Raw genomic sequence first — 25,137 nt, forward strand, 5'->3', positions numbered from 1 at the left:
TTCGCCGCAACCGAGGCCCCCTTGCAGGACGACTATATTGACTGCTGGTCCTCGCTTGAGAAAAAGTTCGATGGGACACCGGGAAGGAAATGAAACAACAAATCCGCTCGTGACAAAAGTCTGGATATGAAATGCCTTTGATGAACTCCTGGGTGACATCGGCCAATGATGAAGCCCATCCCTTTCCCTTGAACAACCTGCCCTATGGAGTTTTTTCGACCGAAGGCGGCGAACCCCGTTGTGGCGTGGCCATCGGCGATATGATCCTCGACGTCTCCACCGCCGAGGCCGAAGGCATGATTACGCTGAGCGACGAACCCCTTTTCGATCTGCCTTTCTGGAATCCATTGATGGAAGAGGGCCCGGCTGTTTGGGTGGCATTGCGGGACCGGCTGATAACCCTGTTGGCCGAAGGCGCCGAAGAACAGCATAAAGTTGAGCCTCTGCTCGTCGCGCAAGACGATGCCGAGATGCATATGCCTTTCGCCGTTAGCGAATACACAGATTTCTACGCGGGCCGACACCATGCTTTCAATGTTGGCACCATGTTCCGCGGGCCAGAAAACGCGCTGCCCCCGAACTGGCTGCACATCCCAATCGGTTACAACGGTCGTGCCTCATCAGTGGTCGTTTCGGGCACGGACATTCGACGCCCTTGGGGGCAACTGAAAGGTCCAAACGACACCCTGCCCCGGTTTGCCCCGTCGCAACGGTTCGATATCGAGCTTGAAATGGGCGCCATCGTTGGAACCCCTTCGGATGGTCCGATCTCGGTGCAAGAGGCGGACAACAACATTTTTGGCTACGTACTACTAAACGACTGGTCTGCACGCGACATTCAGGCTTGGGAATACCAGCCGCTGGGGCCCTTCCAGGCCAAGGCCACGGCAACCTCGATCAGTCCCTGGATCGTGACCAAAGCTGCGCTTGAGCCATTCCGCTGCAACACCCCAGCGCGAGAGTTCGAATTGCTGGACCACCTGAAGGATTGTGGCCCGATGCTGTACGACATCGACCTGTCGGTCACGTTGGCTCCCAAGGGCAAGGCGGCTACAACCATTGCCCGCACCAATTACAATGAGATGTACTATTCGGCAGCTCAGCAATTGGCCCATCACACCACGTCCGGGTGCCCGATGAATACCGGCGATCTGCTGGGCTCGGGCACAATTTCCGGCCCGGAAAAGCACAATCGCGGTTCCCTTTTGGAACTCAGCTGGGGTGCCAAGGAGCCATTTAAGCTCGACACCGGTGAGACCCGCAGCTTTGTTGAAGACGGCGACACCCTAACCTTGACGGGCGCAGCTATAGGTGACGGCTATCGGATCGGTTTCGGCGATTGCACGGGGCAAGTCCTCGCAGCACTTGACGATCCTTACAAACGCAACTGACACGTAAAATCGCCCGCTCGGGCACCGGAGGAAACCCATGGCTAAAGCATTCGCATCGCAAGGCGATATGACAGAAAAGAAAATCACCTTTGATGAGATCGGCGAGGGCCTGTGGGCTTTTACTGCCGAAGGTGACCCCAATTCGGGTGTTATCATCGGCGACGACAGCGTCATGATTGTCGAGGCACAGGCCACCCCGCGCCTGGCGAACAAAGTGATCGAGAAGGTGCGTGAAGTCACCGAAAAGCCGATCAGCCATGTTGTACTCACGCACTATCACGCGGTGCGCGTTCTGGGCGCCTCGGCCTTCAACGCGCCGCAGGTGATCATGTCGGATGTAGCGCGCTCGATGGTCGTGGAACGCGGTCAAGAAGACTGGGACAGCGAGTTCCAGCGTTTTCCGCGCCTTTTTGAAGGTCATGAAAGCATCCCCGGCCTGACCTGGCCCACCACCACTTTCAGCGACAGCATGACGGTCTATCTGGGCAACCGCCGCGTGGATATCAAACAGATCGGCCGCGCGCATACGGCAGGCGATGCGGTGATCCATGTGCCTGATCAGAACGTCATGTTCACCGGCGACATCGTCGAGGACCACTCGGCCTGCTATTGCGGAGATGGTCACTTTGCCGATTGGGGCCAGACGCTGGACAATATCAAAGCCTATGAAGTCGACGCCATCGCACCGGGGCGCGGCGGCGCGCTGATCGGCAAAGAAGCGGTCGAACGGGCCGTCGAAAGCACGCGCGACTTTGTCAACTCAACCTACGAACCCGCCAAAAAGGTTGCGATGAAGGGCGGCAGCCTAAAAGACGCCTGGGATGCCGTGCGCGACGCCTGCGATCCTAAGTTCAAGGACTACGCGATCTACGAGCACTGCCTGCCATTCAACGTCAGCCGTGCCTATGATGAAGCTCGGGGGATCGCCCACCCTCGCATCTGGACTGACAAACGTGATCTGGAAATGTGGGAACAGTTGCAAGGCTGAACCCACTCATCTCCTCCGAACTCAACAAGCTAGGTGTTTCGATGCTTCAGGACCGATATTCCCTCGCCTTCAAGCTTTACCCTTATGAGAAATCAAAAGATCAAGACGCGCCCGTTGCGGTGCGCCACCCGGTTGTCATAGTTGGAGGCGGCCCTATCGGTATGGCCGCCGCGCTGGACCTTGGTCGACAAGGTATTCCGGCGTTGGTTCTGGACGATCACGAAGGGATAGGCATGGGCAGCCGTGCCATCTGCTTTGCCAAGCGAACGCTGGAAATCGCGGACCGTTACGGCTGTGGCGCGCCGATGCTCGAAAAAGGGGTGGTCTGGAATGTCGGAAAGGTATTTCAGGACTACCGAAAGGTCTTTGAGTTCAACCTTCTGCCTGAATCCGGCCATCGCAACCCGGCCTTCATCAACTTGCAGCAGCCTTATTTCGAAAAGTTCATTTTCGAAGCGATTTGCGCGGAACAGGAACGCGGCGCGCCGATTGAAATCCGAGGCAAGAACCGGGTCGAAGCTGTAGACGTCAAGGACGACCATGTTTTTCTGTCCGTCACAACTCCGGACGGGCCTTACCAGCTTAAGGCGGATTGGATGATCGCCTGCGATGGCGCAAGTTCGCCAACGCGCGACATGCTGGATCTGGGTTTTGAAGGCCGGGTTTTTCAGGACAGCTTTCTGATCGCTGACATCCGGATGAAGAACAACACGTTCCCGACAGAGCGCTGGTTCTGGTTCGAGCCCTACTTTAAGTCGGGCGCCTCGACTTTGCTGCACAAACAACCTGATGACGTGTGGCGCGTGGACTTCCAGATCGGCTGGGATGTCGATCGCAAAGAGGAGTTGAAAGAGGAAAACATCCGCAAGCGGCTGGATGCGATGTTGGGCGATGACGTCGACTATGAAATGGTCTGGTCATCCATCTACACCTTCCAGTGCCGGCGTATGAACAAATTCCGCCACGAGCGCGTTGTTTTTGCTGGCGACGCGGCGCATCAAGTGTCGCCCTTTGGGGCACGTGGCGCGAATTCCGGCTTTCAGGACGTCGACAACCTTGGCTGGAAACTTGGCCTCGTGATCTCGGGCAAGGCACCGGAAAGCCTTCTGGACACCTATGATGACGAACGGATTTTCGGAGCAGACGAAAACATACTGAATTCGACCCGTTCAACTGATTTCATCACGCCAAAATCGAAGGTAAGCAAGAATTTCCGGGACGCTGTGCTTAGCCTGGCGGAACGCCATACATTTGCGCGGCCTCTGGTGAACTCGGGGCGCCTGTCAGTGCCCTGTACCTATGATCACTCGTCTCTAAACGGAGCGGATGACCTCGCAGGAGGTCCTGACACGTCCAGAGTGGGATCTCCATGCAAGGATGCCCCTGTTGGCGACGGCTTCCTTCTCGATCAGCTTGGAAACGACTTCGTGATTTTGGCACTCAACACCGAAGTTCCGAACAGCCTCGATATCGACGGTATCACGGTCAGGAGCGTGTCCCTTACAACTTCGGACACATTAGCGGAGCGTTACCTTGGCTCCGAAAGCCAGGCGGTCTACCTCGTCCGCCCCGATCAGCATGTCGCGGCGCGCTGGCGCGATTACGACGAAGCTGCTCTGCGTTCAGCAGTCCTTAGAGCCTGCGGAAAGGAATAAGCTGATGCCCCTGATTACCGAACCAAATCTGTATTCCCCGGATGATTTTTACGCAGACCTTATCGCAGTGCATGAAGGGCTGTCGGATGAGGAAAGCGAAGCCCTGAACGCGCGCCTCATTCTCATCCTCTCCAACCACATCGGAGATCGAGAAACACTAAAACAAGCACTGGAGGCCGCGAAGGAAAGCTGACCTCTTGGTTGCCCGCCCGACAACTTCTCGGCTGTACTGGGACCAAAGAAACAAATTCGCTCCGTAAGACCCTAAACTCACGCCCGAAATGCGCCGCATCTATCAGTAGCTATACGATGATGGTGTTTTGGTACGGATCGACGCCAAAGACATCATCCTTCCCCCGCCCCTAAACGTACATCGATCGAGCAGGCTAATCAGATCCTGGATGGTCTGCATTCGATGCAGCAAAACTAATGGAAAACAAGAAATGAATGGGCGGCCTATTGCAGGCCGCCCTTTTTAATTTCATTTGCCATCAATCACTCTCGGATCGTCAACGCCGGGTTATGCGCGAAGAAATTGAACGGCATGATGTGAACCGTCTTCCACTCGGTCGACATGACCGGCCAGTCTTCCATCCGCGGGATGTGGTGGAACCCTGCGGTGAACCAGGACACAATATCCTGACCCATCAGCGGCTTGTCTTCTTTGACCCATTCCGCCAGCGTGTCCGAACCGTCGCTTTGCATCGCATATTTGCCACCTGCATAGCGCTGCTCTTGGTCATATACAGTCGTCCACGAGGAATACTCGATATAGGCGTTGCGCTTGAACGGTGGGTCGCTTTCAAAGTCGAACGGACCGTATGCGATTGAGCCGTGGTGGATCATCCAGCCCGGAGTGTGACCCAGATACCCTTCCGATTGCGGATTCGAGATATGGACGTGACGCGGTTTGGAGGCGCTGAAGCGATAGCGCGCGTCCAACTCACTGTCCGGCATCACATGCTGCCATGTCCACATCGACTTGCGCGGGCTGTCCGCAGGCACTTCGGCCGGAACGATTTCCATCAGACCCATGTGGTTGACCGGCTGGTCGATGTCAAAGTCGATCCGGAAGTTGAAGTAGTGGTCGTGGTTGGCCGCAACCAGATGCGGTGCAATCAGCGTGCCATACTTGGTGTCTTCCGCAGCGGTTTCATCATTCATCGAGGTCGAAACCACGCCTTTGACTGCGTCCAGACCGGTTGCGCCGATCTTGATGAACATCTGACCATCCTGCTTGAAGCGGTAGTCGATCAGATAGTCATAGTTACCAACCTCTGATGCAGTGCGTACAACCAATTCGGTTTCCGAGCGGCCCTCAGCAGGTACAAAATTGTCTGGCGTCTGAGCAAAGATCTCAAAGTGGCGCCAGGCAGGGTCACCAATGTTGCGCTCGAAGATGCAGATCGCATCCGGGATTTCCAGCGGCATACCTGCGTCATCCGCGATTACAGCAGGCAGGAAGGTTGCATAATCAGGGCAATCCACACCCGCACGCAACGGCGTCAGGAACAGACCGAACCCGTATTCGCCACTGTCCATATAGGTCCGCCAGTACCACCCCTCGGTCGGGTCCATATAGGGGACAAAGACTTCGGACAGATGCGTCTGATAGATGACCGAACGCCAATTGCCCTGATCGTTGACATCAATGTTCGAGACAACCAGACCCGCACGCTTTTCCGCGCGCAGATTCATGCGCCAGATGTCCCATTCCAGATGGTTGCCATCCAGGGTGTAGTTCGGGCCACCTTCTTGCGTCAGCAAAACCTTGTTGGTTTCCGGTCGCAGCTCGACCCGTTCGGCCACCTCTTCGGCCGTGTATCCCCAGGCGTCTTGCGGCAAGGGGATAGCACCGGTGTCGATGACCTCAACAACCTCTTGCTTGCCGATGTCGTAGATTGCGAACAACCCTTCGATCGGCTTTGCGTAGAAGTTCGAGCCCGTCGGGTTCTGATAGCAGGGCACTTTCATCAGGCGGGTGCCGTCGAATTCGGGGGTAAAGAAGTTACCGGCAGTCAACGGCAGACAGAACGCGTCTTCATTTGTCAGCCCACGCGCTTCGAGCCCCGCGACCATATCCGGGTGACCCAAAGCCCCTTCCAGTGCGCCGATGAATTCTGCAAACAATACCATCGGCTGACCCGAGCCTTCGATGGCAAAGTTTTCTTCAACGGTGCCTTGCGTGATGTTCACGATTGCTTCGCTGAATCCTTCGTCGGTGGTGTATTGCACCATCGCCTTGCGATCCGGTGCATCGCCTTCTTTCCAAGTCAGAACTTCGGCTTTCGACGGCTCGTGCAGGTCAATCAAAGGGTACAGTGTCTCGTCGGTGACGGTGCCGCTGTCTTTCAGAATCGCGTTGATTTGCTGGAGTTCGTCCGGCGTTAACCCGTCCAAGGGATGTGCCAAAGCACTGCCGCCAAAAACGGCCCCCAACGCTGTTGTGGCAAGGATATTTCTGATCTTCATCTTTTCCTCTCCTGTCTTGTTCTTAGCTGAATACGACTTGGATATCGGTGTATTCGGCCAAACCTTCGTCCGCGAATTCGACACCAACGCCAGATGATTTGACCCCGCCGAACGGGGCATTGGGTTGAATGGCGCCATGTTTGTTGATCCAGACCGAGCCACACTCCATGCGGCTGGCAACGGCCTTGGCGGCGTCGATATCGGACGACCAAACCGAGCCACCCAACCCGTTCGGGCTGTCATTGGCGGCCGCAATTGCGTCTTCCACTTCTGAATACTTGATGATTGGCAGCGCCGGGCCGAACTGTTCTTCATCGACCAGCGGATCGCCATTATTCAGACCCGCAATGATCGTGGGAGGGAAGAACAGCCCGTCGCCCGGCGCACCGCCTAGCAAGACCTGGCCACGTTCTTTCGCATCGGCCACCAGGCGGCTGACCTTGTCAAACTGCATCTTGTTCTGGACCGGACCCAAGATCGCGTTGTCGTCCATGCCATCCCCCACCGGGATATTGCGGGCGAAGGCCACTAGCGCGTCACAAACCTCGTCATGGATGCTGTCGTGGACATAAAGACGTTTCATAGCAGCGCATGTTTGGCCGTTATTGATGAAACCACCCCAGAATAAACCTTCAGCAATCGCTTGCGGATCTGCGTCGGGCAGAACGATACCGGCATCATTGCCCCCCAGTTCCAAGGTCAGGCGTTTCATGGTTTCCGCGGCCGAGGTCATGACTTTTTGCCCAGTAGCGCAAGAACCAGTGAAGACAATCTTACGGATATCGGGATGGGACGACATGGCCCCTCCGATATTGTCGCCTTTGTCATCGCCGGTGATCACGTTCACGACGCCCGCAGGCAGTACTTCGTTCATGATCTGAACAAGGCGCAGTGTGGACAGTGGGGTCAGAGGCGAGGGTTTGATAACCACAGTATTACCGGTACGCAACGCTGGCATGATATGCCAGATCGCAATCATCACCGGGAAGTTCCAAGGGGTGATCGACCCCACAACGCCCAGCGGTTTGCGGTGCAGTTCAACGCGGCCTTCGTTGTTATCTTGCAGCACTTTCATTGGTAAGGACAGCCCGGCAGTGTATCCTGCCCAGGCCCCTGCCCCGCCCATTTCCCAGCGCGACCCAAGGCCATTCAGCGGCTTTCCCTGCTCAGCTGTAATGATCTGTGCAAGCTCCTCGGAGTGTTCTCCGATCTTTTGCGCAACGGCCTCGCAAGCAGCCTGCAGTTCTTCGTCCGATTTGGCCGACCAGCTTTCGAAAGCAGCTTTCGCAGCTTTAACAGCAGTATCCAGATCAGCGCGTGTCGCATTGGGCGCACGCCCTGCGACTTCGCCGGTTGACGGGTTCAATACGTCAAAGCTGGCGGCGGTAGATACCGGTTGACCCCCGATAGTCAGATCGTATTCGATCACGGCTTGTCCTCCCTAAATCGCGATGCCTGTGCGCGAACGCAGCAAGGCTGGGGAGCACTATTATCCGACCGGTCGGTCGAGTCTTGGGGTTTTGCGCCAAATATTATGGCTTAGGACGACATATTCTTCCGCACCGCCCCCGGTGAGACACCAAATCGTTCCCGAAAGACCTTGTAGAAATGCGACAGGTCGTTGAAACCGGAATCATAAGCAACCGCAGCGATCGTGTCGCGCCCTACGTCAGAGTTCACCTCTTTTAGCCGGGCTTTCGCTGTTTCAAGCCGCACAGACATAAGGCGTTTGCTGGCGGTTTCCCCAATGGTTCCAAAATGACGCTGAAGTGTCCGAGGCGAAACCTGCAATGCTTCAGCCAATACCTGCGGTCCAAATGCTGGATCCATCGCGTTCTGCTCAATCAGTTGAAGAGCGCGCGAGAGGACCGCGTTTGCTTCTCGCCCGCGTTGGTCTTCCTGATGGCTGATACAGCGGAAATACGCGCCTAACAAGCTCAGAAAGGCTTCGCCCAAATGTGGGGCCACAGCGGCTTCCTCGGAAAATATCTTGGCCAGAACGGCACGCATGGCGAAAAACAGGGGGTCGTTTCGGTCCACCCAAATACCTCCCGTGCAGATCTCACCGAATCTGTGGACCATCTCGTCGCGTGGTAAATGGATCGAGACCTGACGCGAGTTCATCCCGTCATAAACAAACTCGGAGCGTTTCGCGCTGTCGACCAGATACATGTCGCCCGGTCCCAGCAAAACCGATGTATCATTCTGATGGATACGACAATTTCCCTTGTCCTGGATGAGAAGAAACAAGTGTTCTCCGGGGTCTTGTTGGATCATACGCTCGTCCCGAAAAACCCTTTGTGCGTCGAGTGATACGATTGCCGTCTCAAAGCGCGAGACCGGCAAGGTGGAGATATCCCCGTCAATGCGTCCGCGCGTGGCAAAACTGGACTCGACAGCAAACTGCCCGCAGATCTTTTCTAGATCCTGAGAAAAACCTTCTACAGATCGTGAACGCAAATTCGTCCGCACAAGCGGTTTAAAATATGCGCTATCTGGTTGTGGCTTCATGGGTGTTGGGCTTGCTGTGACTGGATCAGCGTAAAGAGTACCCGTGATGTGAGTTTTCAGCAAAACGTTTTGTAAGGTTTAATACCGGTGGATTTGGCGTGTACTTGTCGGGCTATATGTAACTCACTCCAAGGTGTTTCGTTTTAGGAATTGGCCCAAACTGATGGCGGTGAGACGATAACCGACGGGCTGGCCAATTGGTTGCAGAGCGATCTCACTTGTGAACGGCAAGGAACCAAGATTTTCAGCCTTTTTATTCGCGTAATCCAATAGTTCTGTCATTCCCCATTGAGCGAATTTCTGAATCCCCGGATAGTCGAGAATCTGAAGTGTTACCGAATGGCCTATTGCGATCAGTCGTCAGGCCACGTCCGACAAACCCCAGCCCTACACTACTATTTTTCTTGTCATCCCAGAAACTTGGGCCTCGCATCAGACTAGAGGACGGGCCCTAAATCGGTCCAGTCAAGCGATTCACAAAGGCGTTTTTAGTCCCAAAGTCTTCAGCGCGTCATCCATCGTCTGGCTCCAGCGCTCTTTTAGGGAACTGTTTTTATTCCGCCGCAGACCAAGAGATTTCAACAACTCGAACCGTTTCGGATCGTCGCCCCCGAAAGACACCGCGACGCGAGGCCACCAGTAGTCGACCGAGACTTGCATTTGCTCAGCTTCGCCTCGTTCGATCAACTTATTTGCGCCTTCCATCGCCAATTCGCCATGGTGTGCTTCAATCGGAGCGATTGAGCGGAAGATTTCGGCCAGGGGTTGGTAGGAAATCGTAGAATACTCAGCCAGTTGTTCGGCGACGGCGCGGCTCATGAGCAAATTCATGATCACGGCGTCCGTCCAACCCGAGAATGGATAGTTGAACACAGCCAAGCGCATATCATGTTCGGAACGCGTTGCTCCGATGTCCGCATCCCGGCTTAACCGGGCCGTCCACGGATGATGATTGGCGTAGCGTTCTGTGTCGGCTCCAAACTCTCCCATGATGTTCAGAACGCGATTTGCATGATCCGTTTTTTCAAGCACGATCTTCGCGGCAGCGATGCGTTCTTTTATTCCCGGCCCGAGGTTAATTACGTCAGCAAAACCGGCTGCGCCTGCCAATTCACTGTCAACAAAGGTTGCCATCAGTTTCAGCAGTTCCGCACGATAGCGTGGCGGAACGTTTGACGGGTTGGTCAGCACGCCGCCCGCTGCCAAATAGCTGTCGAGAGTCATCGTATCGGTCATGTCTACCTCTCCTCTACTGATCGTAATCCACGACCACACGGTCCGTTATCGGATAGGCCTGACAGCTGAGCACATAACCCTTTTCGACCTCATAGTCCTCAAGCGCGTGGTTTGCGACCATCTCGACCTCACCTTCCAGTACTTTGCAGCGGCAGGTCGAACAGACCCCGGCTTTGCAGGCATAGGGAGCGTCCAACGCGTTTTCCAAAGCAGCATCCAGAATGGACAGGTCCTTGGGGATGGTCAGATTCTGGGTCGAGCCATCCAGCGTAATGGATGCACTGGTCTGATTGTCTGTCCGACCGGCATCTGCCGAACTTGCTTTGCGTTTTGCGCGACCCGGCTGGGCGCTGGCAAAAAGTTCGAATTTGATCTGGCTGTCGTCTAGCCCGTGGTCGCGCAGGGCCGCTGCGATCCCCAGCATCATGGGTTCAGGACCACAAATGAACGCCGTATCGACGTTTTCGATATCGACCCAGTGCTTGAATAGTTCGGCGCATTTTTCCTGTGTCACCAGCCCGGTGAACAGGTCAATTTCCTGGGAATCCGTTTCGAGAATATGGATCACGTTAAGGCGCCCCATATACAGGTTTTTGAGGTCCTCCAGTTCTTCGCGGAACATGATCGTGTTGATGCCTTTGTTGGCATAGATCAGAGTAAACCGCGACTGAGGTTCTCGGGCGAGCGTCGTTTTGAGGATCGACAGAACAGGGGTCACCCCAGAACCACCGGCAAAACCGAGATATTGCTTTTCGGCATCTGCATCGATTGGAGCGTGGAAGCTGCCCATCGGCGGCATGGCCTGCACGATGTCCCCGACATTCAGTTCCGAATTCGCCCAGCCCGAGAACGCCCCGCCATCGACGCGCTTGATGCCAACCTGCAGAACTCCGTCGTCCTTACCCGCGCAGATCGAGTAGGACCGGCGCAGTTCTTCGCCGTCGAACTCGCGGCGGAACGTCAGGTATTGGCCTGCGGTAAAGTCAAACTCTTGCGCGGCACCATTCATGGGCTCCAGCGTCAGGACCACCGCGTCGCGGATCGTTTTGTGGATATCGGTGACCTTCAGGTCGTGGAAACGTGCCATCCGGTACTCCTCCTCAGATGCACTTGAAATAGTCAAAAGGTTCAAGGCAGTCGGTGCAGCGCCAGTGCGCCTTGCACGGGGTCGAGCCGAACTGGCTGACCTTCTCAACCGCCTTGCTGCCACAATGCGGGCACCGTTCCGGGCCGCCTGCCGGTTGCGGCGGCGCGATGCCGTATTCTTCCAGCCGCGCACGGCCCTTGTCGCTGAGCCAATCGGTGGTCCAGGCGGGTGAAATGGTGGTCTCGATCCGGATATCTTCGATCCCGTGATCCCGCAGCGCGGTTTCAATGTCCATACTGATGACCGACGTTGCCGGACAACCTGAGTAGGTCGGTGTCACCGTCACCTTCAAGGTTTCGGCATCCCAGCGCACATCCCGCACAATCCCCAGATCAACCACGGAAATGACTGGTATTTCAGGGTCGGGGACGGCATCCAGCCAGTCCCAAATTTGATCTGTGGTCACCCGTTCCATATCGGCTTACCAGCTTGCGCCGGGATAGGCGCGTTGCAGCCACTGCATCTGAGTCAGCAAGTGTCCCAGATGTTCGGTATGCATCTGCCCGGTGCGCCCGCCCTTGTGCGCGAAATCGCTGTCTGGGATCGTTAGCGTCGCATCCGCCAAGACCCGCTGAACCAAAGCGTCATATTCATCGCGCAGATCGGCGGGATTGGGCGCGATACCAGCGGCTGCCATCTGGTTATCCACGTCGTCGCTGGCGAACATCTCACCCACATAGGGCCACAGATAGTCCAGTGCAGCTTGCATCCGGTCGTGGCTTTCCACCGTTCCGTCGCCCAAGCCAACTACCGTGTCGCCCGAGCGTTCCAGGTGATAGGCGACCTCTTTACTGGCCTTGGCCGCAATTGCTGCAACAGGGTCGTCTGACGATTTGATCAGACGCCCCAGCATGATCGAATGCCATGCATCAAACAGGAACTGGCGCATCAGGGTCCGGCCAAAGTCTTCGTTCGGCACCTCAACCATCAAAACATTGCGAAAATCCCAGGCATCGCGCAAGAAAGCCAGATCATCCGCGCTTTTGCCGCCGTCGATTTCGCCTGCAAGGCCCAGCCACATCTGGGTTTGGCCGATCAGGTCCAGCGCGGTATTGGCCAGCGCGATATCTTCTTCCAGCACAGGCGCATGACCGCACCATTCACTCACGCGGTGACCAAGGATGAGCGTGTTGTCACCCATTCTCAGCAGAAACTGTAGGAAGGCTTCGTCGCGGGTCATCACATCGCCCCCACTTCATCGGGAATGTCGAAGAATGTCGGGTGACGGTAAACCTTGCTTTCGCTGGGCTCATACAGCGGGCCTTTTTCACTGGGGGATGAGGCCGAGATGTTGTTCGCTTCGACCACCCAGATCGACACGCCTTCGTTGCGGCGCGTGTAGACATCGCGTGCGTTCTTGATCGCCATTTCCGCGTCGGGTGCGTGCAGTGAGCCGACATGACGGTGGCTCATACCGTGCTGACCGCGGATAAAGACTTCCCACAGGGGCCATTCGTTTTTCATCGGGTTTCCTCCTCAGGTCAGGCTTATTCAGCGGCCACTTGACCGGCGCGTTTCTTTTTAGCGTGGGCCAGCAGGCCGTCCCGCACCCATTGTCCGTCGTCCCAGGCCTTGTTGCGCGCGGCCAGGCGGTCGGTGTTGCAAGGCCCGTTGCCTTTGATGACGTCAAAGAACTCGGACCAATCGGGTTCCGAGAAATCGTAATGGCCGCGTTCTTCGTTCCATTTCAGGTCCGGGTCTGGGACGGTCAGCCCAAGGAACTCGACCTGCGGCACGGTCTGATCGACGAATTTCTGACGCAGCTCATCATTGGTGTTCATCTTGATCTTCCAAGCCATGGATTGGGTCGAGTGCACCGAGTCCTTGTCCGAAGGTCCGAACATCATCAGCGACGGGTACCAAAAGCGGTTCAGGGCATCTTGCGCCATCTTCTTCTGTGCGGGCGTCCCTTCGGCCATCTTGCGAATGGCATCGTAACCCTGACGCTGGTGAAAGCTTTCCTCCTTGCAGATCCGGATCATGGCACGCGAATACGGCCCGTAGGACGTCCGCTGCAACGGCACCTGGTTCATGATAGCGGCCCCATCGACCAACCAGCCGACCGCGCCAATATCGGCCCAGTTCAGCGTGGGGTAATTGAAGATCGACGAATACTTCATCCGACCGTCCAGTAGCATCTCGGTCAGCTCGTCCCGGCTGACGCCCAGTGTTTCTGCCGCGCAATAAAGGTAAAGCCCGTGTCCGGCCTCATCCTGCACCTTGGCCAGCAGGATCGCCTTGCGTTCCAGCGTGGGTGCGCGGGTGATCCAGTTGCCTTCGGGCAGTTGCCCGACGATTTCGGAATGGGCGTGCTGCCCGATCTGGCGGATCAGCGTTTTGCGATAGCCTTGCGGCATCCAGTCTTTGGGCTCGATCTTGATGTCCGCATCAATCTTTGCCTGAAACTCGGCAAGCTTTTCAGGGTCATCGTTTGTGGCCTCAGACTTAACCATTTGTGCGTACATCGTATTTCCTCCTCTCGGATGGGATCAGATTTTGAATACGTGGCTTAGAACCCGCATGTTTCCTTTAAATGCGGAGCCACCAAGGTCCTTCGCCAAGCGCTGCAAAACATCCGCAAATCCGTAGCTGGGTATGGCGGCTTCGACCTGGGCGACTTGATCGCGCGACAGTCCTTTGCGCACCTTTCCCCCCGTCGCATCGATCCAGTCACCTTTTCGGCAGGCGTTGACCACATCGGCATGAGGCCCGCGATAGGGTGTAACCTTGTGGTGCCAGCGGTTGACATTGCGCAGCAGCTCTGGATCCAGTCCCCAACCCTTTTCAGCGTTGTCGCTCAGAGCCAGTTCTTCGGATGGCTCCAGATATGCCAGATCGTGTTTCGTCCACAGTCCGATATCGTGGTAGACGAAGGCCGTCTCGACCAACGCACGATGCGTGTCATCGCCGCCAAGGAAGTGCATGGCATAGGTAATCACACGATAAACATGGCCCCGATAGGCCTTGTAGTCGTCGCCGAGAACATCTTGATACGGCTCAAACAGCCGCTCAACCCGTTCGCTGTGGTCGATTATCTGGATCGCCTCAGTCAAAACAGTGCTCTCCCTATCAAACCCGCTCCAGGATCAGGGCTGCGCCCTGCCCGACGCCCACACACATCGTGCAAAGAGCATACCGCCCACCTGTCCGCCGCAGTTGATATGCAGCGGTCAACACCAGCCGCGCTCCGGACATGCCCAAAGGGTGCCCCATGGCAATGGCACCACCATTCGGATTCACATGCGGTGCGTCGTCAGCAAGGCCCAGTTCGCGAAGTGTTGCCAGCCCTTGCGAGGCAAAAGCTTCGTTTAACTCTATCACATCCATCTGTTCTATGGTTAGCCCAGCCCGCGCCAAGACCTTTTGGCTGGCCGGTACGGGCCCAATCCCCATGATGCGCGGCGCGACGCCAGCCACCGACATTCCCACAACCCGTGCAATCGGAGTAAGGCCGTTCTTTGCAGCCGCCGCCTCATTTGCCATCAAAATGGCTGCCGCTCCGTCGTTAACGCCAGACGCATTGCCCGCCGTAACAGTTTTGTCTGGCCCGTTCACTCCCTTGAGGCCCGACAGCTTGTCGGCCGTTGTTCCCAGGCGAGGATGCTCATCAGTTTCGACCACTATCGGATCACCCTTACGTTGTGGGACCGAGACCGGAGTGATCTCATCCGCGAACAGCCCCGCCTCATGCGCGGCGGCCCATCGGGCCTGACTGCGCGCCGCGAAACTGTCCTGATCCGCGCGGCTGATGCTATAGTCTTCGGCGACATTGTCAGCGGTTTGCGGCATTGAATCGATACCGTAGGCCTGCTTCATCTTCGGATTCTCAAAGCGCCAGCCGATGGTCGTGTCGTAAACTGCATTGCTACGTGTGAATGCTGATGTCGCCTTGGGCATCACAAAGGGAGCACGGGACATGCTTTCGACCCCACCCGCTATCGCCAGATCATAGTCACCCGCCTTGATGCCTCGGGCGGCCATTCCAACAGCATCCATGCCGCTGGCGCACAGGCGATTTATGGTGGTTCCCGGAACGTCAACCGGTAATCCAGCCAACAAGGCCGCCATACGGGCGACGTTCCGGTTGCTTTCACCGGCCTGGTTGGCATCACCATAGATGACGTCATCCACGCTGGACCAGTCGACTTGCGGGTTCCGCTCTTTCAGCGCAGCCAGCGGAATGGCCGCCAGATCATCCGTGCGGATCGACGACAAAGCCCCGCCGTATCGCCCAATCGGCGTGCGCGTCGCGTCGCAAATGATTGCATCCATCTGTGAATTCTCCCGGGCGTTCACACTCAATTATAGACCGTATGGTCGGTTTATATTTCCGTCATCGATTCGAGGCAAGCATTATGTTACCGAATTTTTATTTCTTTGCACATTCTCGTAACATAAAAAGAAATCAGTTTGCTGTTAAAGCAAGCCATCATCCTTTGAGATATCAGGAGGGACTTTGTCCCAAAAACCTAAGTGCTCAACTCTGCTTCCAAATTTTTGAGTTGCGGTCGGGGCAGCCTGTCCAAAATCCTAGAGACCGCCTCGCGGCAAGCGGGCTCCTTCCAGTCACTTGGTAGAAAATCCGAGGGCAAAGCTGGGTGTCGCAAGATGATGCGGCGCCAATTGTGCACAAGGAGGACACGCAGAGCTGCCGTTTTCATCGGATCATCCACACCGGTCGTCGGCAGCAGATCGTCGATCGCCTGGATTGATGTCCAAAACTCGTCATACGCGGTTTTCAGCGACTCTGGTCCGCATAGCTCTCGTAGCCAATCTGGTACTGAAATCGCGGTAGTCTCAAAACCCAGCAGGTCTTCCAGATCGCGCGGCATAGGTCCCGCTGCCATCGCTGTGAACGGGTTTAATGAGATATATTCCCCAGTCAGCAACAGATCGGACAGTTCCTTTCGGGATGTTTCCGAGCTGCTCGACATCAGCACATGCCAGATGTCTGGTTTGGCCGTTTCGCGAGCGTAAATGCGTGGCGCAGCGGCTGCGCTTTGAGTACGGCCATAGTCCGTAAGCTGATGGACGCTTGCGCGTCCAACGCGCGTACTTTCGATCCAGCCTTCTTTGCGCAATCGATGCAACGCCACTCGGGTCGCTTCGGCCTTGATTCCCACAAGGCTCGTCAGCGCAGTGATCAATGATCCGCTTATCTGATCGGATTTGTTTTGCGCCAGATCGCCAAAGATCGTGACAAGCACAGACCAAACCCGCAGAGACCCTTCGGAGGTCAAATGACGAACGCAATGGTCGAACCAGTCTGTGGAAGCGTCTTTCATGGCCGCAGTATAGGCGGGCCGGATCGAATTACCATCCGGCCCGGTTTCGTCAGTAGGCCACCATTGTCAGCAGTTCGTATTCGGCAACAAGGTCGTCATCCTGTTGAGTCATCGTGACATGCCAGCGAACCTCACCATACTGATCGTTTCGTTTGGTCTTTGATTTGACGGTCAGGCGCACTTTGATGCTGTCGCCCGCCACAACCGGTTTCATGAAACGCAACCCATCCAAGCCTGTGTTGGCCAGGACCGGGCCTTCGTTCGGTTCGACAAACAACCCGGCGGCGAAGGACAACAGCAGGTACCCGTGCGCGACGCGGCCCGGGAAGAACGGATTTCGTTCCGCGGCGGCCTCATCCATGTGCGCATAGAAGGTGTCGCCGGTGAATTCCGCAAAGTGCTCGATATCTTCGAGCGTGACGGTGCGCGGCGCCGTGTGAATTGTCTCACCAATAGCCAGATCGTGGTAGCGGCGCGTGAAGGGATGCGCGGGGCCTTCGATCTCGGTCGCGCCCGAGACCCATTTCGAGCCAATCGCCGTCAACAGGTCAGGCGAGCCCTGAATGGCGGTGCGCTGCATGTAGTGTTTCACGCCCCGCACGCCGCCCATTTCCTCACCGCCACCCGCGCGACCGGGGCCGCCATGGACCATATGCGGCAAGGGAGAGCCGTGGCCCGTGGCCTCTTTCATCGAGTCTCGGTTGTTGAAATAGAGACGCCCGTGATACGCCCCGGCACCCATGGCGAATTTGCGCGCCACGTCCGGGTCGTGGGTAATGATCGACGCGACCAGAGACCCCTGCCCCCGGTTCGCCAGCTCAATCGCGTGGTCAGTATCGCGATACCCCATGATCGTGCTGACCGGGCCGAAGGCTTCGGTGTCATGAACGCGCTGTGCCGCATCCGGGTTCGCGCAGTGGAACAGCATCGGCGGCAGGAACGCCCCTTTTTGGGCATCTGCGCCGTCAACGGCAAAGTCATCCGGGTTGCCGAACACACGTTCGGCCTCTTGGCAAATGATCGCAGCCTTTTCCAGTACATCCAGTTTTTGATCATTCGAAACCAGCGCGCCCATGCGCGTCGTCTCAAGCCTAGGGTCACCGATAACCGTTTTTGCCAGCCGCGCGGAAAGCGCTTCGATCACCGCCTGCACATGCTGCTCGGGCGCGATGATCCTGCGGATCGCGGTGCATTTTTGACCCGCTTTTGTCGTCATCTCACGCTGGACTTCCTTGACAAACAGGTCAAACTCCGGCGTTCCCGGCTCGGCGTCTGTGCCAAGCACTGAACAGTTCAGACTGTCCTGTTCCGCCACAAAACGGACAGAGTTTTCCAGAATGACGGGGTTAGACCGTAGTTTCAGCGCAGTATCGGCCGAGCCGGTAAAACTGACAACGTCTTGCATGGTCAGGCGATCCAACATGTCACCCAGACCACCCGACACAAGCTGGAGCGCCCCGGCAGGCAAAATGCCAGACTCCAGCATCAACCGCACGCACAATTCGGTCACGTAGCAGGAATTGGTCGCCGGTTTGACGATAGCCGGAACACCGGCCAGCAAGGTTGGCGCCAGCTTCTCCAACATGCCCCAAACAGGAAAGTTGAACGCATTGATATGAACCGCCACACCCTGCAGCGGTGTGCAGATGTGTTGACCGACAAAGGTCCCATTCCGCGACAGCTGTTCGACGTCACCATCCAGATAGACGTGCCCATCGGGCATTTCGCGGCGGCCTTTCGAGGCAAACACGAACATCGTGCCGATCCCACCGTCGATGTCTATCAAATGATCTGACTGGGTCGCGCCCGTGTTGAATGACAGCTCATACAGGGCCTGCTTGTGCTGTCCCAAATGCACCGACAATGCCTTGAGCATCTTTGCGCGCTCGTGAAAGGTCATCTGACGCAACGCCGGACCACCAACGTTGCGCGCATAGTCCAACATGCCCTGTACATCCAAGCCAGTGTTGCCAGCGGTCGCGATCACTTCACCGGTCACAGCACTGGCAATGTTGCGGGCACCCTCGCCCGGCGCGACCCACTCACCGGCCGCGAAACTTGAAATCTGTTGGATCGTCATGTGCCTCTCCTCAGTCCTGAGATGATCTACGCGGCCTTAAGCGCGCGGTTATGGTAGCTATAATATTTACCGTACGGTCGGTCAATAAAAAGGCCGATTCATTTTCTTGTTCGGTCACGTCAAACCTTTGCAGGAAGCTGGGCGAACCCGCGAAAACGAATTCGCCCACCACGCTTTACGCCCTCTGTGAACTGATAGTTGGGAAAGCGGTTCAAAAACCGACTGACCGCAATCTTGCCCTCCATCCGAGCAAGAGTCAGACCGACGCAGGTGTGCGGGCCACCGGCAAAGGCGTGGTGTTTGTTCGGGCGGCGGTCCAGCAGCATGTCGTCGGGCCGGTCAAACTGCCTTGGGTCGCGGTTGGCGGCGCCGATACACAGGTGAACATCCGTGCCTGCCGGGATGGTATGGCCGTGGAATGTCACATCGTCGGTGGTCAGGCGATTGCCGAACTGGTTTGGGCTTTCCAGACGTAAGAATTCGTCCACTGCTGTGGAAATCAGGTCGGGATTGTTCAGCAATTCCGCGCGTTTATCCCGGTGCCGATCCAGCAAATCCAGTGCGTTGCCTATCAGGTTTGTCGTGGTCTCGTGCCCGGCATTCAGGATAAAGATACAGTTCTGATACAGCTCAACGTCGGTCAGGCCGCCATCCGCATCGTCTTGCATCAGCCGTGTCAGAACATCCGTTTCCGGATTGCCCGGGTTGGCTTTTCGATCCTCAATGATATGGCGCAGAAATTCTTTGAATTCGGAGGCGGCACGATTGCCCCACTCTTCCTGCTCAGGCGTCAATTGTGGTTCCAAAGCCCCAAGAATAGCCAGAGACCAGTTCCGTAGTGGTTCGCGTTCGGACCTGGGAATGCCCAACAGGTTGCCGATCACTTCGATGGGGATCGCCCCGGCAAAATCCTCGATCAACTCGACTGTGCCTTTGGCTTGCATCTGATCCAGCAAACTGTCGACGAGCTGGATCAATCCCGGCTCCATCTGCGCCAAGGCACGCGGGTTCATCGCGCCTACCATCACCTTGCGGACGCGGGTGTGCAGAGGTGGATCGTTGAACACCAGACTTGTGGTGTGGTGTTCGTATAACGGGCTGTCGACCCCGTATTTGGGCCCAAACACCGCCTTTTTATCCGAGATGAACCGCGTCGTATCCCGGTAGACCAGATCTAGATCCTCATACCGAGACAGGATCACCGAGCCGTCGGGCTGAGGGCAAACCGGCATATCCTCTCTCAGCGCGGCATAGGCTGGATAAGGGTCCTCGTGAAACCCGTCGGGAAGCGCCGTCAGGGAAAACATCAGTGACCCATCGCCCCCATATGTTCGGGCAGGACCAGTACCAGCCAGGGCACCAGCACGATCAGGGCCAGACGGAAAATGTCGGCGATCCAAAATGGAGTAACACCCCTGAAAATCGTTGCGGTCGAAACGTCCCCGACCACCCCTTTCAGGATGAAGACGTTCAGACCAACCGGCGGGGTGATCAGGCTGATCTCGGTCACGACAACAACCACGATTCCAAACCAGATCGGATCATAGCCCAGCGACGTCACCAGCGGGAAAAAGATCGGCACGGTCAGCAAGAGCATCGACAGGGATTCAAACACGCAGCCCAAGATGATGTAGATGCCCAGGATCATCAGGATCACCACGAACGGTTCCACGTCATAAGCCGTGACCAAACCAATCAGCGCCTCGGGCAGGCCAGCGAGGTTGATGAAGTTCGAAAAGATTTGAGCCCCGATCAGGACCGAGAACAAGGCCGCGGCGGTAAAAGTTGTTTCTTTCAACACCTCGAAGGTCGAACTCAGGGTCAACCCACCGCGGGACAAGGCGATCAGAAACGCCCCCATGGCGCCCATGCCGGCGGCTTCGGTCGGGCTGAAGGTCAGGTTCAGCGGATGGAAATCAAACGCGCCATAGAGCCCGCCAATGACCAGAAAGAACAACAGCAACACTGCCCAAACCGACCGTAGCGCTGTCAGTTTTTCACCCCAGCCGTGTTTTTCTCCGGCGGGTCCGGATTCGGGTTTGCGCCAGACGGTCCAGCGGACTGCAAACAGATACAGAAGGATGCCAAGCACGCCGGGAATGATACCGGCCACGAACAGCTTGCCGATGGATGTCTCGGTCAACAGGCCATAGATAACAAGGATCACGGAGGGCGGGATTAGAATGCCGAGCGTACCGCCTGCCGCAATCGAGGCAGTCGACAGCTCATCCGAATAACGATAGCGGCGCATTTCCGGCATGGCGACCTTGGACATCGTTGCCGCCGTTGCCAAGGACGACCCGCAGATGGCCGAGAACCCGCCACAGGCAGCAACCGTAGCCATTGCGATTCCGCCTTTGAAATGGCCAAGAAACGCGTTTGATACGGCGTAAAGTTCGCGCGCCAGCCCACCTTTGTTCACGAACAAACCCATCAGGATAAACAGCGGAATAACCGAAAGGCCGTAGTCCTGTGCCGTGTCGGTAATCTGACGACCCACCATCGACATCGCCGCTTTCAAGCCGCGTTCGGACAGAATGCTGCCTCCGCGTTCATACGCAAAACCCAGCGTTCCGACGAGGCCCATTGCAAAGACAATCGGCAGGCGCAGAAGCACGAGAACAAGAACAAGGCCAAAGCCGATCAGTGCGGCAGTCATTGAGGGTGCTCCGACAAAGTGTGGGGGGCGAAGATATGCAGAAGGCCGGTCGTGATCATCGCGACGGCGGTGATCGCCGTGGACGCGGCAATGAACCAGCCGACGTAGAAAACGGGGATCGACAGGTACTCGGTCACATCACCATAGTCCCGCGCCCGTTCAGCCAAGATCCAGACCCGCTGTATCGGCCAGAAGAGCATGATGCCCGAGACCAGATAGACAATCGCATCCCTGGCGCGGCTTAGGCGCAGTCGCGCAAACAAACCGTCCGTCAGGTCCACTGCAATCTGACCTTTTCCAGCCGAGATCATCGGAAGAACCGAGAATACAAGGATCGCCATCAGAATACGTGTCAACTCGGTCGCCGCTTCGATCGGCGTGTTGAACATGGACCGAAGAATGACGTCGCAAAACGTCATAACCATAAGGATAAACAGCGCCACACAGGCCATCACTGTCGGAAAAACACTGATGCGGCGCGCGAAGGATACCAGAGATTGCATGAGGAATTCCCGCCCGTTCGAAACGGTTGGCGGTGCGAGACCGCCAACCAGCTCACGTTATTGCGCGGCCATTTCACTGACGATCATGTCATAGGCGGCCTGAGCATCGACCCCGGCACCGTTGACTTCGTCAATGACCTTGGCGCGGACATTGACAGCAATTGCGTTGAACTTCTCCAGGTCTTCGGCAGATGCGGTGTTGATCGCGTTGCCGTCTGTGCCTTCGGTGGCTTCGCGCCCGATGGCATCAATTTCGTCCCAGATTTTACCGATTTCACGGCTCAGCGGCTCGCCAAAGACTTGCTCTTCCAGCGCTTGCTGCAGCTCGGCAGGCAGATCGGCAAATGTGTCTTCGTTCATGATGAAGGCGAAAGAACCGCGATACAAACCGCCCGGAACTTCGTACACGTTCTGCGCCACTTCGGTCAGCTTGAAGCCCTTGCGGGATTCAAATGGCATCACGACTCCATCGGCTGCTTTCGAAGCCAGCGTTTCGTACACTTTCGGAGCGGGCACCTGGATACCGGTTGCGCCCAGTGCTGTACCAACATCGCCACCAACACCGCCGGGGATGCGAACCTTGAGGCCTGACACCTCGTCCAGCGTTGTAACAGGGCTGCTGGAATGTAGTTGGGCCGGTCCATGCGTATGCAACGCGATCACCTTGACGCCGCGATGTTCGTCGGCCGCCTTCAGGTGCGTGTCATAGGCCCGCCAATAGGCCACCGATGCGGCCTCGGCCGAGCCTTCATATCCGGGCAGTTCGATCATCTTGGTGGTGACAAAGCGGCCGGGCTGGTAGCCGTGGAAAATGATCGAGGCATCCGCCGCCCCATCCATGATCAGGTCCATTTGGGCCGGCGGCGGTGCGATGCCAAGTTTCAGTTCGGCAGTGACTTGGCCATCGGTGGCTTCTTCAACCATTTCGACGAATTTCGGCCACATCTTGGCATTGATGCCATGGGTTGGCGGTGCCCAGCTAGAAATGGTCAGCGTATAGTCAGCTGCCATCGAAACTGTCCCCGAAATGGCAAGCGCCGCCGAAGCCAGCAAGGTGCTCAAGTTGCTGAGTTTCATGTTCTGTCTCCTCCCTGTGAAACATGTATTTTGAATGCGTTAATGGTTGCTTTTGTAACCATCAACACTTTTAAAGCGCTTTAGTTTGGGCCGCGATGGCCCAAGACGCCGGACTTTCTTTAGCCACAGCCAGCATAACCGACTGGGACACGTCACTCCCAATTTCCTTGCGATAGTTCATCGGCCCCCCGCGCCAACGCGGAAAGCCATAGCCATGGATCTGAACCATATCGACGGCTTCTGCGTTTTCGGCGATCCCTTCTTGGATGATCAAAGCGCCCTCATTTGCCATGACAGCCAGAAGGCGAGACGATATTTCCTCGGCCGTAAAGGTCCGGCGGGTAATGCCCTGCGCAGCGGAATACCCTTCGATCAAAGCCTCAACCTCGGGGTCGCGGATCGGTTTGCGATTTCCATCTTCGTACCGGTACCAGCCTTTGCCGGATCGCTGCCCAAACCGCTCCAACTCACATAGCTGGTCGGCAATGGTAACATAGCGTTCGTTCGGGTCGCGCGTAGCGGCGTTGCGCTTTCGATTTGCCCAGGCGATCTGCAGCCCGGTCAAGTCCTGCAACTCGTACGGCCCCATCGGCATCCCGAAATCCCGCATTGCCTGATCAATTTCATGGGGCAACGCCCCGTCTGCCAGCAGGTAATCCGCTACGCGCCGATAAGCGGCCAGCATGCGGTTGCCAATGAACCCGTCGCAAACGCCTGACAGAACCGAAACCTTGCACAGCTTCTTGCCCAGAGCAAACCCCGTGGCCACCACTTCGGGGGCGGTTTGGGGGGTGTGCACGATCTCGAGCAATTTCATGACATGAGCCGGGCTGAAGAAATGCAACCCTATGCACCGTGTCTGGTTTTCGATGCCCGCAAAGATTTCTGCAGGGTCCAGATAAGATGTATTGGTGGCAAGAATTGCACTGGCGTTCATGTTCTTGGCCAATTCGGCAAAGACCTGCTGTTTGACCGATAAGTCCTCGAACACGGCTTCTATCGCCAATTCCGCGTCAGCTGCTTCCGCATAGCTGTCAACGGCGCGAAATCGGGACAGGCAAGCCTTGCATTGCGCCTCGGTCATCTTTCCGCGTTTGATCGCGCCCTTCAACAGGCCTTCAACCCTATCATGGGCTGCCAATGCGGCCTCGGAGTCGCGCTCGATCAACGTGACAGACAGGCCAGCCGTCAGAGCGGCGGTTGCAATTCCGGCCCCCATCAAGCCGCCACCCACCACAGCAATACGGCTGATATCGCGCGGCTGGACATCCTTGATCAGCGCGGGCTTTGATACGCTGCGTTCCGCAAAGAACGCATAACGCAGCGCACGGCTTTCCGCGGTTTGGCGAAGCGCCAGATGGCGCGCCCGCTCCATCGGCTGCCCTTCGGAAAACGGTTCCTGCGACCAGGTTAGCGCGGTCAGGTTCTCCAACGGCGACTGCTGCCCCTTGGCACGCTTTTTCAGCGATGCCCGAGAGGTCTCGATCAGATCCGGCGCAAAATCAGCGACAATACGTTGGCTGACCGGCACAGGACGGTCCGGCAGATCGGCCACAAATCTCTCGACCGCCTTTTCAAGATCGTCGGCCACCAAATCGACGGCACCAAGCTGCAGCATCTCCTCGGCCTTCAGCACTTTGCCTGTGCAGGCCAGATCAATTGCCGCTTCCATCCCCACAAGGCGTGGCAGACGCTGCGTGCCGCCCGCGCCGGGGATCAATCCAACATTGACCTCTGGCAGACCAAATCCCGTTTCGGGCGCTGCAATCCGCCATGCGCAGGCCATTGCAATTTCGAGTCCCCCACCCAGAACATTCCCGTGCATACAGGCGACGAAAGGGACATCGCTGTCTTCGACCATTTGGACGACATCGGGCAAATGCGGCTCGACCGGCGGCTTGTTGAATTCGGACATGTCGCCGCCCGCGACGAACGTCCGGCCAGCGCATCGCAACACGGCCACCCGCGCGCCTTTGACCGCATCCACAGCATCTGCAAGCCCCTGCCGGACCGCTTGCGAGGTCGCATTGACCGGCGGGTTGTCAATGGTAACCCAGGCGACATCGCCTTTGAGTTCAACATTCACAAGTGACGTCTGAGACATGGGTGTGCCCTTCAAGCGCTCCGGATTCG

General features: G+C 56.8%; 22 protein-coding genes. 4 read left to right on the plus strand and 18 right to left on the minus strand.

Annotation, left to right across the window (positions count from 1 at the left end; all coding sequences use genetic code 11):
- Positions 1 to 131: 131 nt before the first annotated feature.
- From fahA to ACR0IP_RS14975, 4 genes are read left to right on the plus strand one after another with little or no spacing between them, the layout of a single operon-like run.
- The gene (fahA, locus tag ACR0IP_RS14960; protein WP_170693289.1) at positions 132 to 1,391 is read left to right on the plus strand and encodes a fumarylacetoacetase; all 1,260 of its coding nucleotides are present in this window, start codon (positions 132 to 134) and stop codon (positions 1,389 to 1,391) included.
- Between the two features lie 37 nt (positions 1,392 to 1,428).
- Positions 1,429 to 2,379, plus strand: a complete 951-nt coding sequence (locus ACR0IP_RS14965; RefSeq protein ID WP_480526447.1) for an MBL fold metallo-hydrolase — start codon at positions 1,429 to 1,431, stop codon at positions 2,377 to 2,379.
- 41 nt (positions 2,380 to 2,420) lie between these two features.
- Positions 2,421 to 4,034 (plus strand): FAD-dependent oxidoreductase, encoded by a 1,614-nt coding sequence (locus ACR0IP_RS14970; RefSeq protein WP_480526449.1) that lies wholly within the window; start codon positions 2,421 to 2,423, stop codon positions 4,032 to 4,034.
- Between the two features lie 4 nt (positions 4,035 to 4,038).
- On the plus strand, positions 4,039 to 4,227 hold the full coding sequence (locus tag ACR0IP_RS14975) for a DUF2783 domain-containing protein (protein WP_170549697.1): 189 nt from the start codon (positions 4,039 to 4,041) through the stop codon (positions 4,225 to 4,227).
- A 302-nt stretch (positions 4,228 to 4,529) separates the two neighbouring features.
- On the opposite strand, the gene ACR0IP_RS14980 is transcribed toward ACR0IP_RS14975, so the two are convergent.
- From ACR0IP_RS14980 to ACR0IP_RS15065, 18 genes are all read right to left on the minus strand, one after another.
- The gene (locus tag ACR0IP_RS14980; protein WP_480526451.1) at positions 4,530 to 6,506 is read right to left on the minus strand and encodes a copper amine oxidase; all 1,977 of its coding nucleotides are present in this window, start codon (positions 6,504 to 6,506) and stop codon (positions 4,530 to 4,532) included.
- A 22-nt stretch (positions 6,507 to 6,528) separates the two neighbouring features.
- On the minus strand, positions 6,529 to 7,935 hold the full coding sequence (locus ACR0IP_RS14985) for an aldehyde dehydrogenase family protein (RefSeq protein WP_480526453.1): 1,407 nt from the start codon (positions 7,933 to 7,935) through the stop codon (positions 6,529 to 6,531).
- A 110-nt stretch (positions 7,936 to 8,045) separates the two neighbouring features.
- Positions 8,046 to 9,017 carry a helix-turn-helix domain-containing protein gene (locus ACR0IP_RS14990; protein ID WP_480526455.1) on the minus strand — a complete coding sequence of 324 codons (972 nt, stop codon included), beginning with the start codon at positions 9,015 to 9,017 and terminating at the stop codon, positions 8,046 to 8,048.
- A 474-nt stretch (positions 9,018 to 9,491) separates the two neighbouring features.
- Positions 9,492 to 10,253, minus strand: a complete 762-nt coding sequence (locus tag ACR0IP_RS14995; protein ID WP_170549689.1) for a Phenylacetic acid catabolic protein — start codon at positions 10,251 to 10,253, stop codon at positions 9,492 to 9,494.
- 13 nt (positions 10,254 to 10,266) lie between these two features.
- Complete coding sequence (locus ACR0IP_RS15000; RefSeq protein ID WP_480526457.1) at positions 10,267 to 11,340, minus strand: 2Fe-2S iron-sulfur cluster-binding protein; 1,074 nt, start codon at positions 11,338 to 11,340, stop codon at positions 10,267 to 10,269.
- Positions 11,341 to 11,353: 13 nt separating this feature from the next.
- Positions 11,354 to 11,815 (minus strand): 1,2-phenylacetyl-CoA epoxidase subunit PaaD, encoded by a 462-nt coding sequence (paaD, locus tag ACR0IP_RS15005; RefSeq protein WP_170718352.1) that lies wholly within the window; start codon positions 11,813 to 11,815, stop codon positions 11,354 to 11,356.
- A gap of 6 nt (positions 11,816 to 11,821) precedes the next feature.
- A complete protein-coding gene (gene paaC, locus ACR0IP_RS15010) occupies positions 11,822 to 12,580 on the minus strand; it encodes a 1,2-phenylacetyl-CoA epoxidase subunit PaaC (RefSeq protein ID WP_480526459.1) in 759 nt (252 codons plus the stop codon).
- Entirely contained in the window at positions 12,580 to 12,864 is a 285-nt protein-coding gene (gene paaB, locus ACR0IP_RS15015; protein WP_170747324.1) for a 1,2-phenylacetyl-CoA epoxidase subunit PaaB, read from the minus strand. The genes paaC and paaB overlap by 1 nt, the downstream gene beginning before the upstream one ends.
- Before the next feature lie 23 nt (positions 12,865 to 12,887).
- Positions 12,888 to 13,865, minus strand: coding sequence for a 1,2-phenylacetyl-CoA epoxidase subunit PaaA (gene paaA, locus ACR0IP_RS15020; protein ID WP_170473519.1), 978 nt, complete (start codon positions 13,863 to 13,865; stop codon positions 12,888 to 12,890).
- A gap of 24 nt (positions 13,866 to 13,889) precedes the next feature.
- Positions 13,890 to 14,453 carry a hypothetical protein gene (locus ACR0IP_RS15025; protein WP_480526461.1) on the minus strand — a complete coding sequence of 188 codons (564 nt, stop codon included), beginning with the start codon at positions 14,451 to 14,453 and terminating at the stop codon, positions 13,890 to 13,892.
- Positions 14,454 to 14,469: 16 nt separating this feature from the next.
- The gene (pcaF, locus tag ACR0IP_RS15030; RefSeq protein ID WP_480526463.1) at positions 14,470 to 15,672 is read right to left on the minus strand and encodes a 3-oxoadipyl-CoA thiolase; all 1,203 of its coding nucleotides are present in this window, start codon (positions 15,670 to 15,672) and stop codon (positions 14,470 to 14,472) included.
- Between the two features lie 197 nt (positions 15,673 to 15,869).
- Positions 15,870 to 16,685 (minus strand): PaaX family transcriptional regulator C-terminal domain-containing protein, encoded by an 816-nt coding sequence (locus tag ACR0IP_RS15035; RefSeq protein WP_475220739.1) that lies wholly within the window; start codon positions 16,683 to 16,685, stop codon positions 15,870 to 15,872.
- Positions 16,686 to 16,734: 49 nt separating this feature from the next.
- The gene (gene paaZ, locus ACR0IP_RS15040; RefSeq protein WP_480526465.1) at positions 16,735 to 18,765 is read right to left on the minus strand and encodes a phenylacetic acid degradation bifunctional protein PaaZ; all 2,031 of its coding nucleotides are present in this window, start codon (positions 18,763 to 18,765) and stop codon (positions 16,735 to 16,737) included.
- A gap of 119 nt (positions 18,766 to 18,884) precedes the next feature.
- Entirely contained in the window at positions 18,885 to 20,072 is a 1,188-nt protein-coding gene (locus ACR0IP_RS15045; protein ID WP_480526467.1) for a cytochrome P450, read from the minus strand.
- The gene (locus ACR0IP_RS15050; protein ID WP_475220736.1) at positions 20,072 to 21,424 is read right to left on the minus strand and encodes a TRAP transporter large permease; all 1,353 of its coding nucleotides are present in this window, start codon (positions 21,422 to 21,424) and stop codon (positions 20,072 to 20,074) included. Before ACR0IP_RS15050 ends, ACR0IP_RS15045 begins: the two co-directional genes overlap by 1 nt.
- Positions 21,421 to 21,927: a TRAP transporter small permease gene (locus tag ACR0IP_RS15055; protein WP_480526469.1), complete on the minus strand. Its 507-nt coding sequence runs from the start codon at positions 21,925 to 21,927 to the stop codon at positions 21,421 to 21,423. The genes ACR0IP_RS15050 and ACR0IP_RS15055 overlap by 4 nt, the downstream gene beginning before the upstream one ends.
- Positions 21,928 to 21,984: 57 nt before the next feature.
- The gene (locus tag ACR0IP_RS15060; protein WP_480526471.1) at positions 21,985 to 23,004 is read right to left on the minus strand and encodes a TRAP transporter substrate-binding protein; all 1,020 of its coding nucleotides are present in this window, start codon (positions 23,002 to 23,004) and stop codon (positions 21,985 to 21,987) included.
- A gap of 70 nt (positions 23,005 to 23,074) precedes the next feature.
- A complete protein-coding gene (locus tag ACR0IP_RS15065; protein ID WP_480526473.1) occupies positions 23,075 to 25,108 on the minus strand; it encodes an FAD-dependent oxidoreductase in 2,034 nt (677 codons plus the stop codon).
- Between the last annotated feature and the right edge of the window lie 29 nt (positions 25,109 to 25,137).

Source organism: Ruegeria sp. AL11 (assembly GCF_056540865.1).

What these genes read in the sequence shown, in the direction of transcription:
- pcaF (WP_480526463.1), bottom strand. Translation starts at nt 15,672, where the DNA reads ATGGATGCAATCATTTGCGACGCGACGCGCACGCCGATTGGGCGATAC.
- paaB (WP_170747324.1), bottom strand. Translation starts at nt 12,864, where the DNA reads ATGAAAAACGAATGGCCCCTGTGGGAAGTCTTTATCCGCGGTCAGCAC.
- paaA (WP_170473519.1), bottom strand. Translation starts at nt 13,865, where the DNA reads ATGTACGCACAAATGGTTAAGTCTGAGGCCACAAACGATGACCCTGAA.
- fahA (WP_170693289.1), top strand. Translation starts at nt 132, where the DNA reads ATGCCTTTGATGAACTCCTGGGTGACATCGGCCAATGATGAAGCCCAT.
- ACR0IP_RS14995 (WP_170549689.1), bottom strand. Translation starts at nt 10,253, where the DNA reads ATGACCGATACGATGACTCTCGACAGCTATTTGGCAGCGGGCGGCGTG.
- ACR0IP_RS15000 (WP_480526457.1), bottom strand. Translation starts at nt 11,340, where the DNA reads ATGGCACGTTTCCACGACCTGAAGGTCACCGATATCCACAAAACGATC.
- paaC (WP_480526459.1), bottom strand. Translation starts at nt 12,580, where the DNA reads ATGACCCGCGACGAAGCCTTCCTACAGTTTCTGCTGAGAATGGGTGAC.
- ACR0IP_RS15050 (WP_475220736.1), bottom strand. Translation starts at nt 21,424, where the DNA reads ATGACTGCCGCACTGATCGGCTTTGGCCTTGTTCTTGTTCTCGTGCTT.
- paaD (WP_170718352.1), bottom strand. Translation starts at nt 11,815, where the DNA reads ATGGAACGGGTGACCACAGATCAAATTTGGGACTGGCTGGATGCCGTC.
- ACR0IP_RS15035 (WP_475220739.1), bottom strand. Translation starts at nt 16,685, where the DNA reads ATGAAAGACGCTTCCACAGACTGGTTCGACCATTGCGTTCGTCATTTG.
- paaZ (WP_480526465.1), bottom strand. Translation starts at nt 18,765, where the DNA reads ATGACGATCCAACAGATTTCAAGTTTCGCGGCCGGTGAGTGGGTCGCG.
- ACR0IP_RS15060 (WP_480526471.1), bottom strand. Translation starts at nt 23,004, where the DNA reads ATGAAACTCAGCAACTTGAGCACCTTGCTGGCTTCGGCGGCGCTTGCC.
- ACR0IP_RS14990 (WP_480526455.1), bottom strand. Translation starts at nt 9,017, where the DNA reads ATGAAGCCACAACCAGATAGCGCATATTTTAAACCGCTTGTGCGGACG.
- ACR0IP_RS14975 (WP_170549697.1), top strand. Translation starts at nt 4,039, where the DNA reads ATGCCCCTGATTACCGAACCAAATCTGTATTCCCCGGATGATTTTTAC.
- ACR0IP_RS15065 (WP_480526473.1), bottom strand. Translation starts at nt 25,108, where the DNA reads ATGTCTCAGACGTCACTTGTGAATGTTGAACTCAAAGGCGATGTCGCC.
- ACR0IP_RS15055 (WP_480526469.1), bottom strand. Translation starts at nt 21,927, where the DNA reads ATGCAATCTCTGGTATCCTTCGCGCGCCGCATCAGTGTTTTTCCGACA.
- ACR0IP_RS15045 (WP_480526467.1), bottom strand. Translation starts at nt 20,072, where the DNA reads ATGTTTTCCCTGACGGCGCTTCCCGACGGGTTTCACGAGGACCCTTAT.
- ACR0IP_RS14970 (WP_480526449.1), top strand. Translation starts at nt 2,421, where the DNA reads ATGCTTCAGGACCGATATTCCCTCGCCTTCAAGCTTTACCCTTATGAG.
- ACR0IP_RS14965 (WP_480526447.1), top strand. Translation starts at nt 1,429, where the DNA reads ATGGCTAAAGCATTCGCATCGCAAGGCGATATGACAGAAAAGAAAATC.
- ACR0IP_RS14980 (WP_480526451.1), bottom strand. Translation starts at nt 6,506, where the DNA reads ATGAAGATCAGAAATATCCTTGCCACAACAGCGTTGGGGGCCGTTTTT.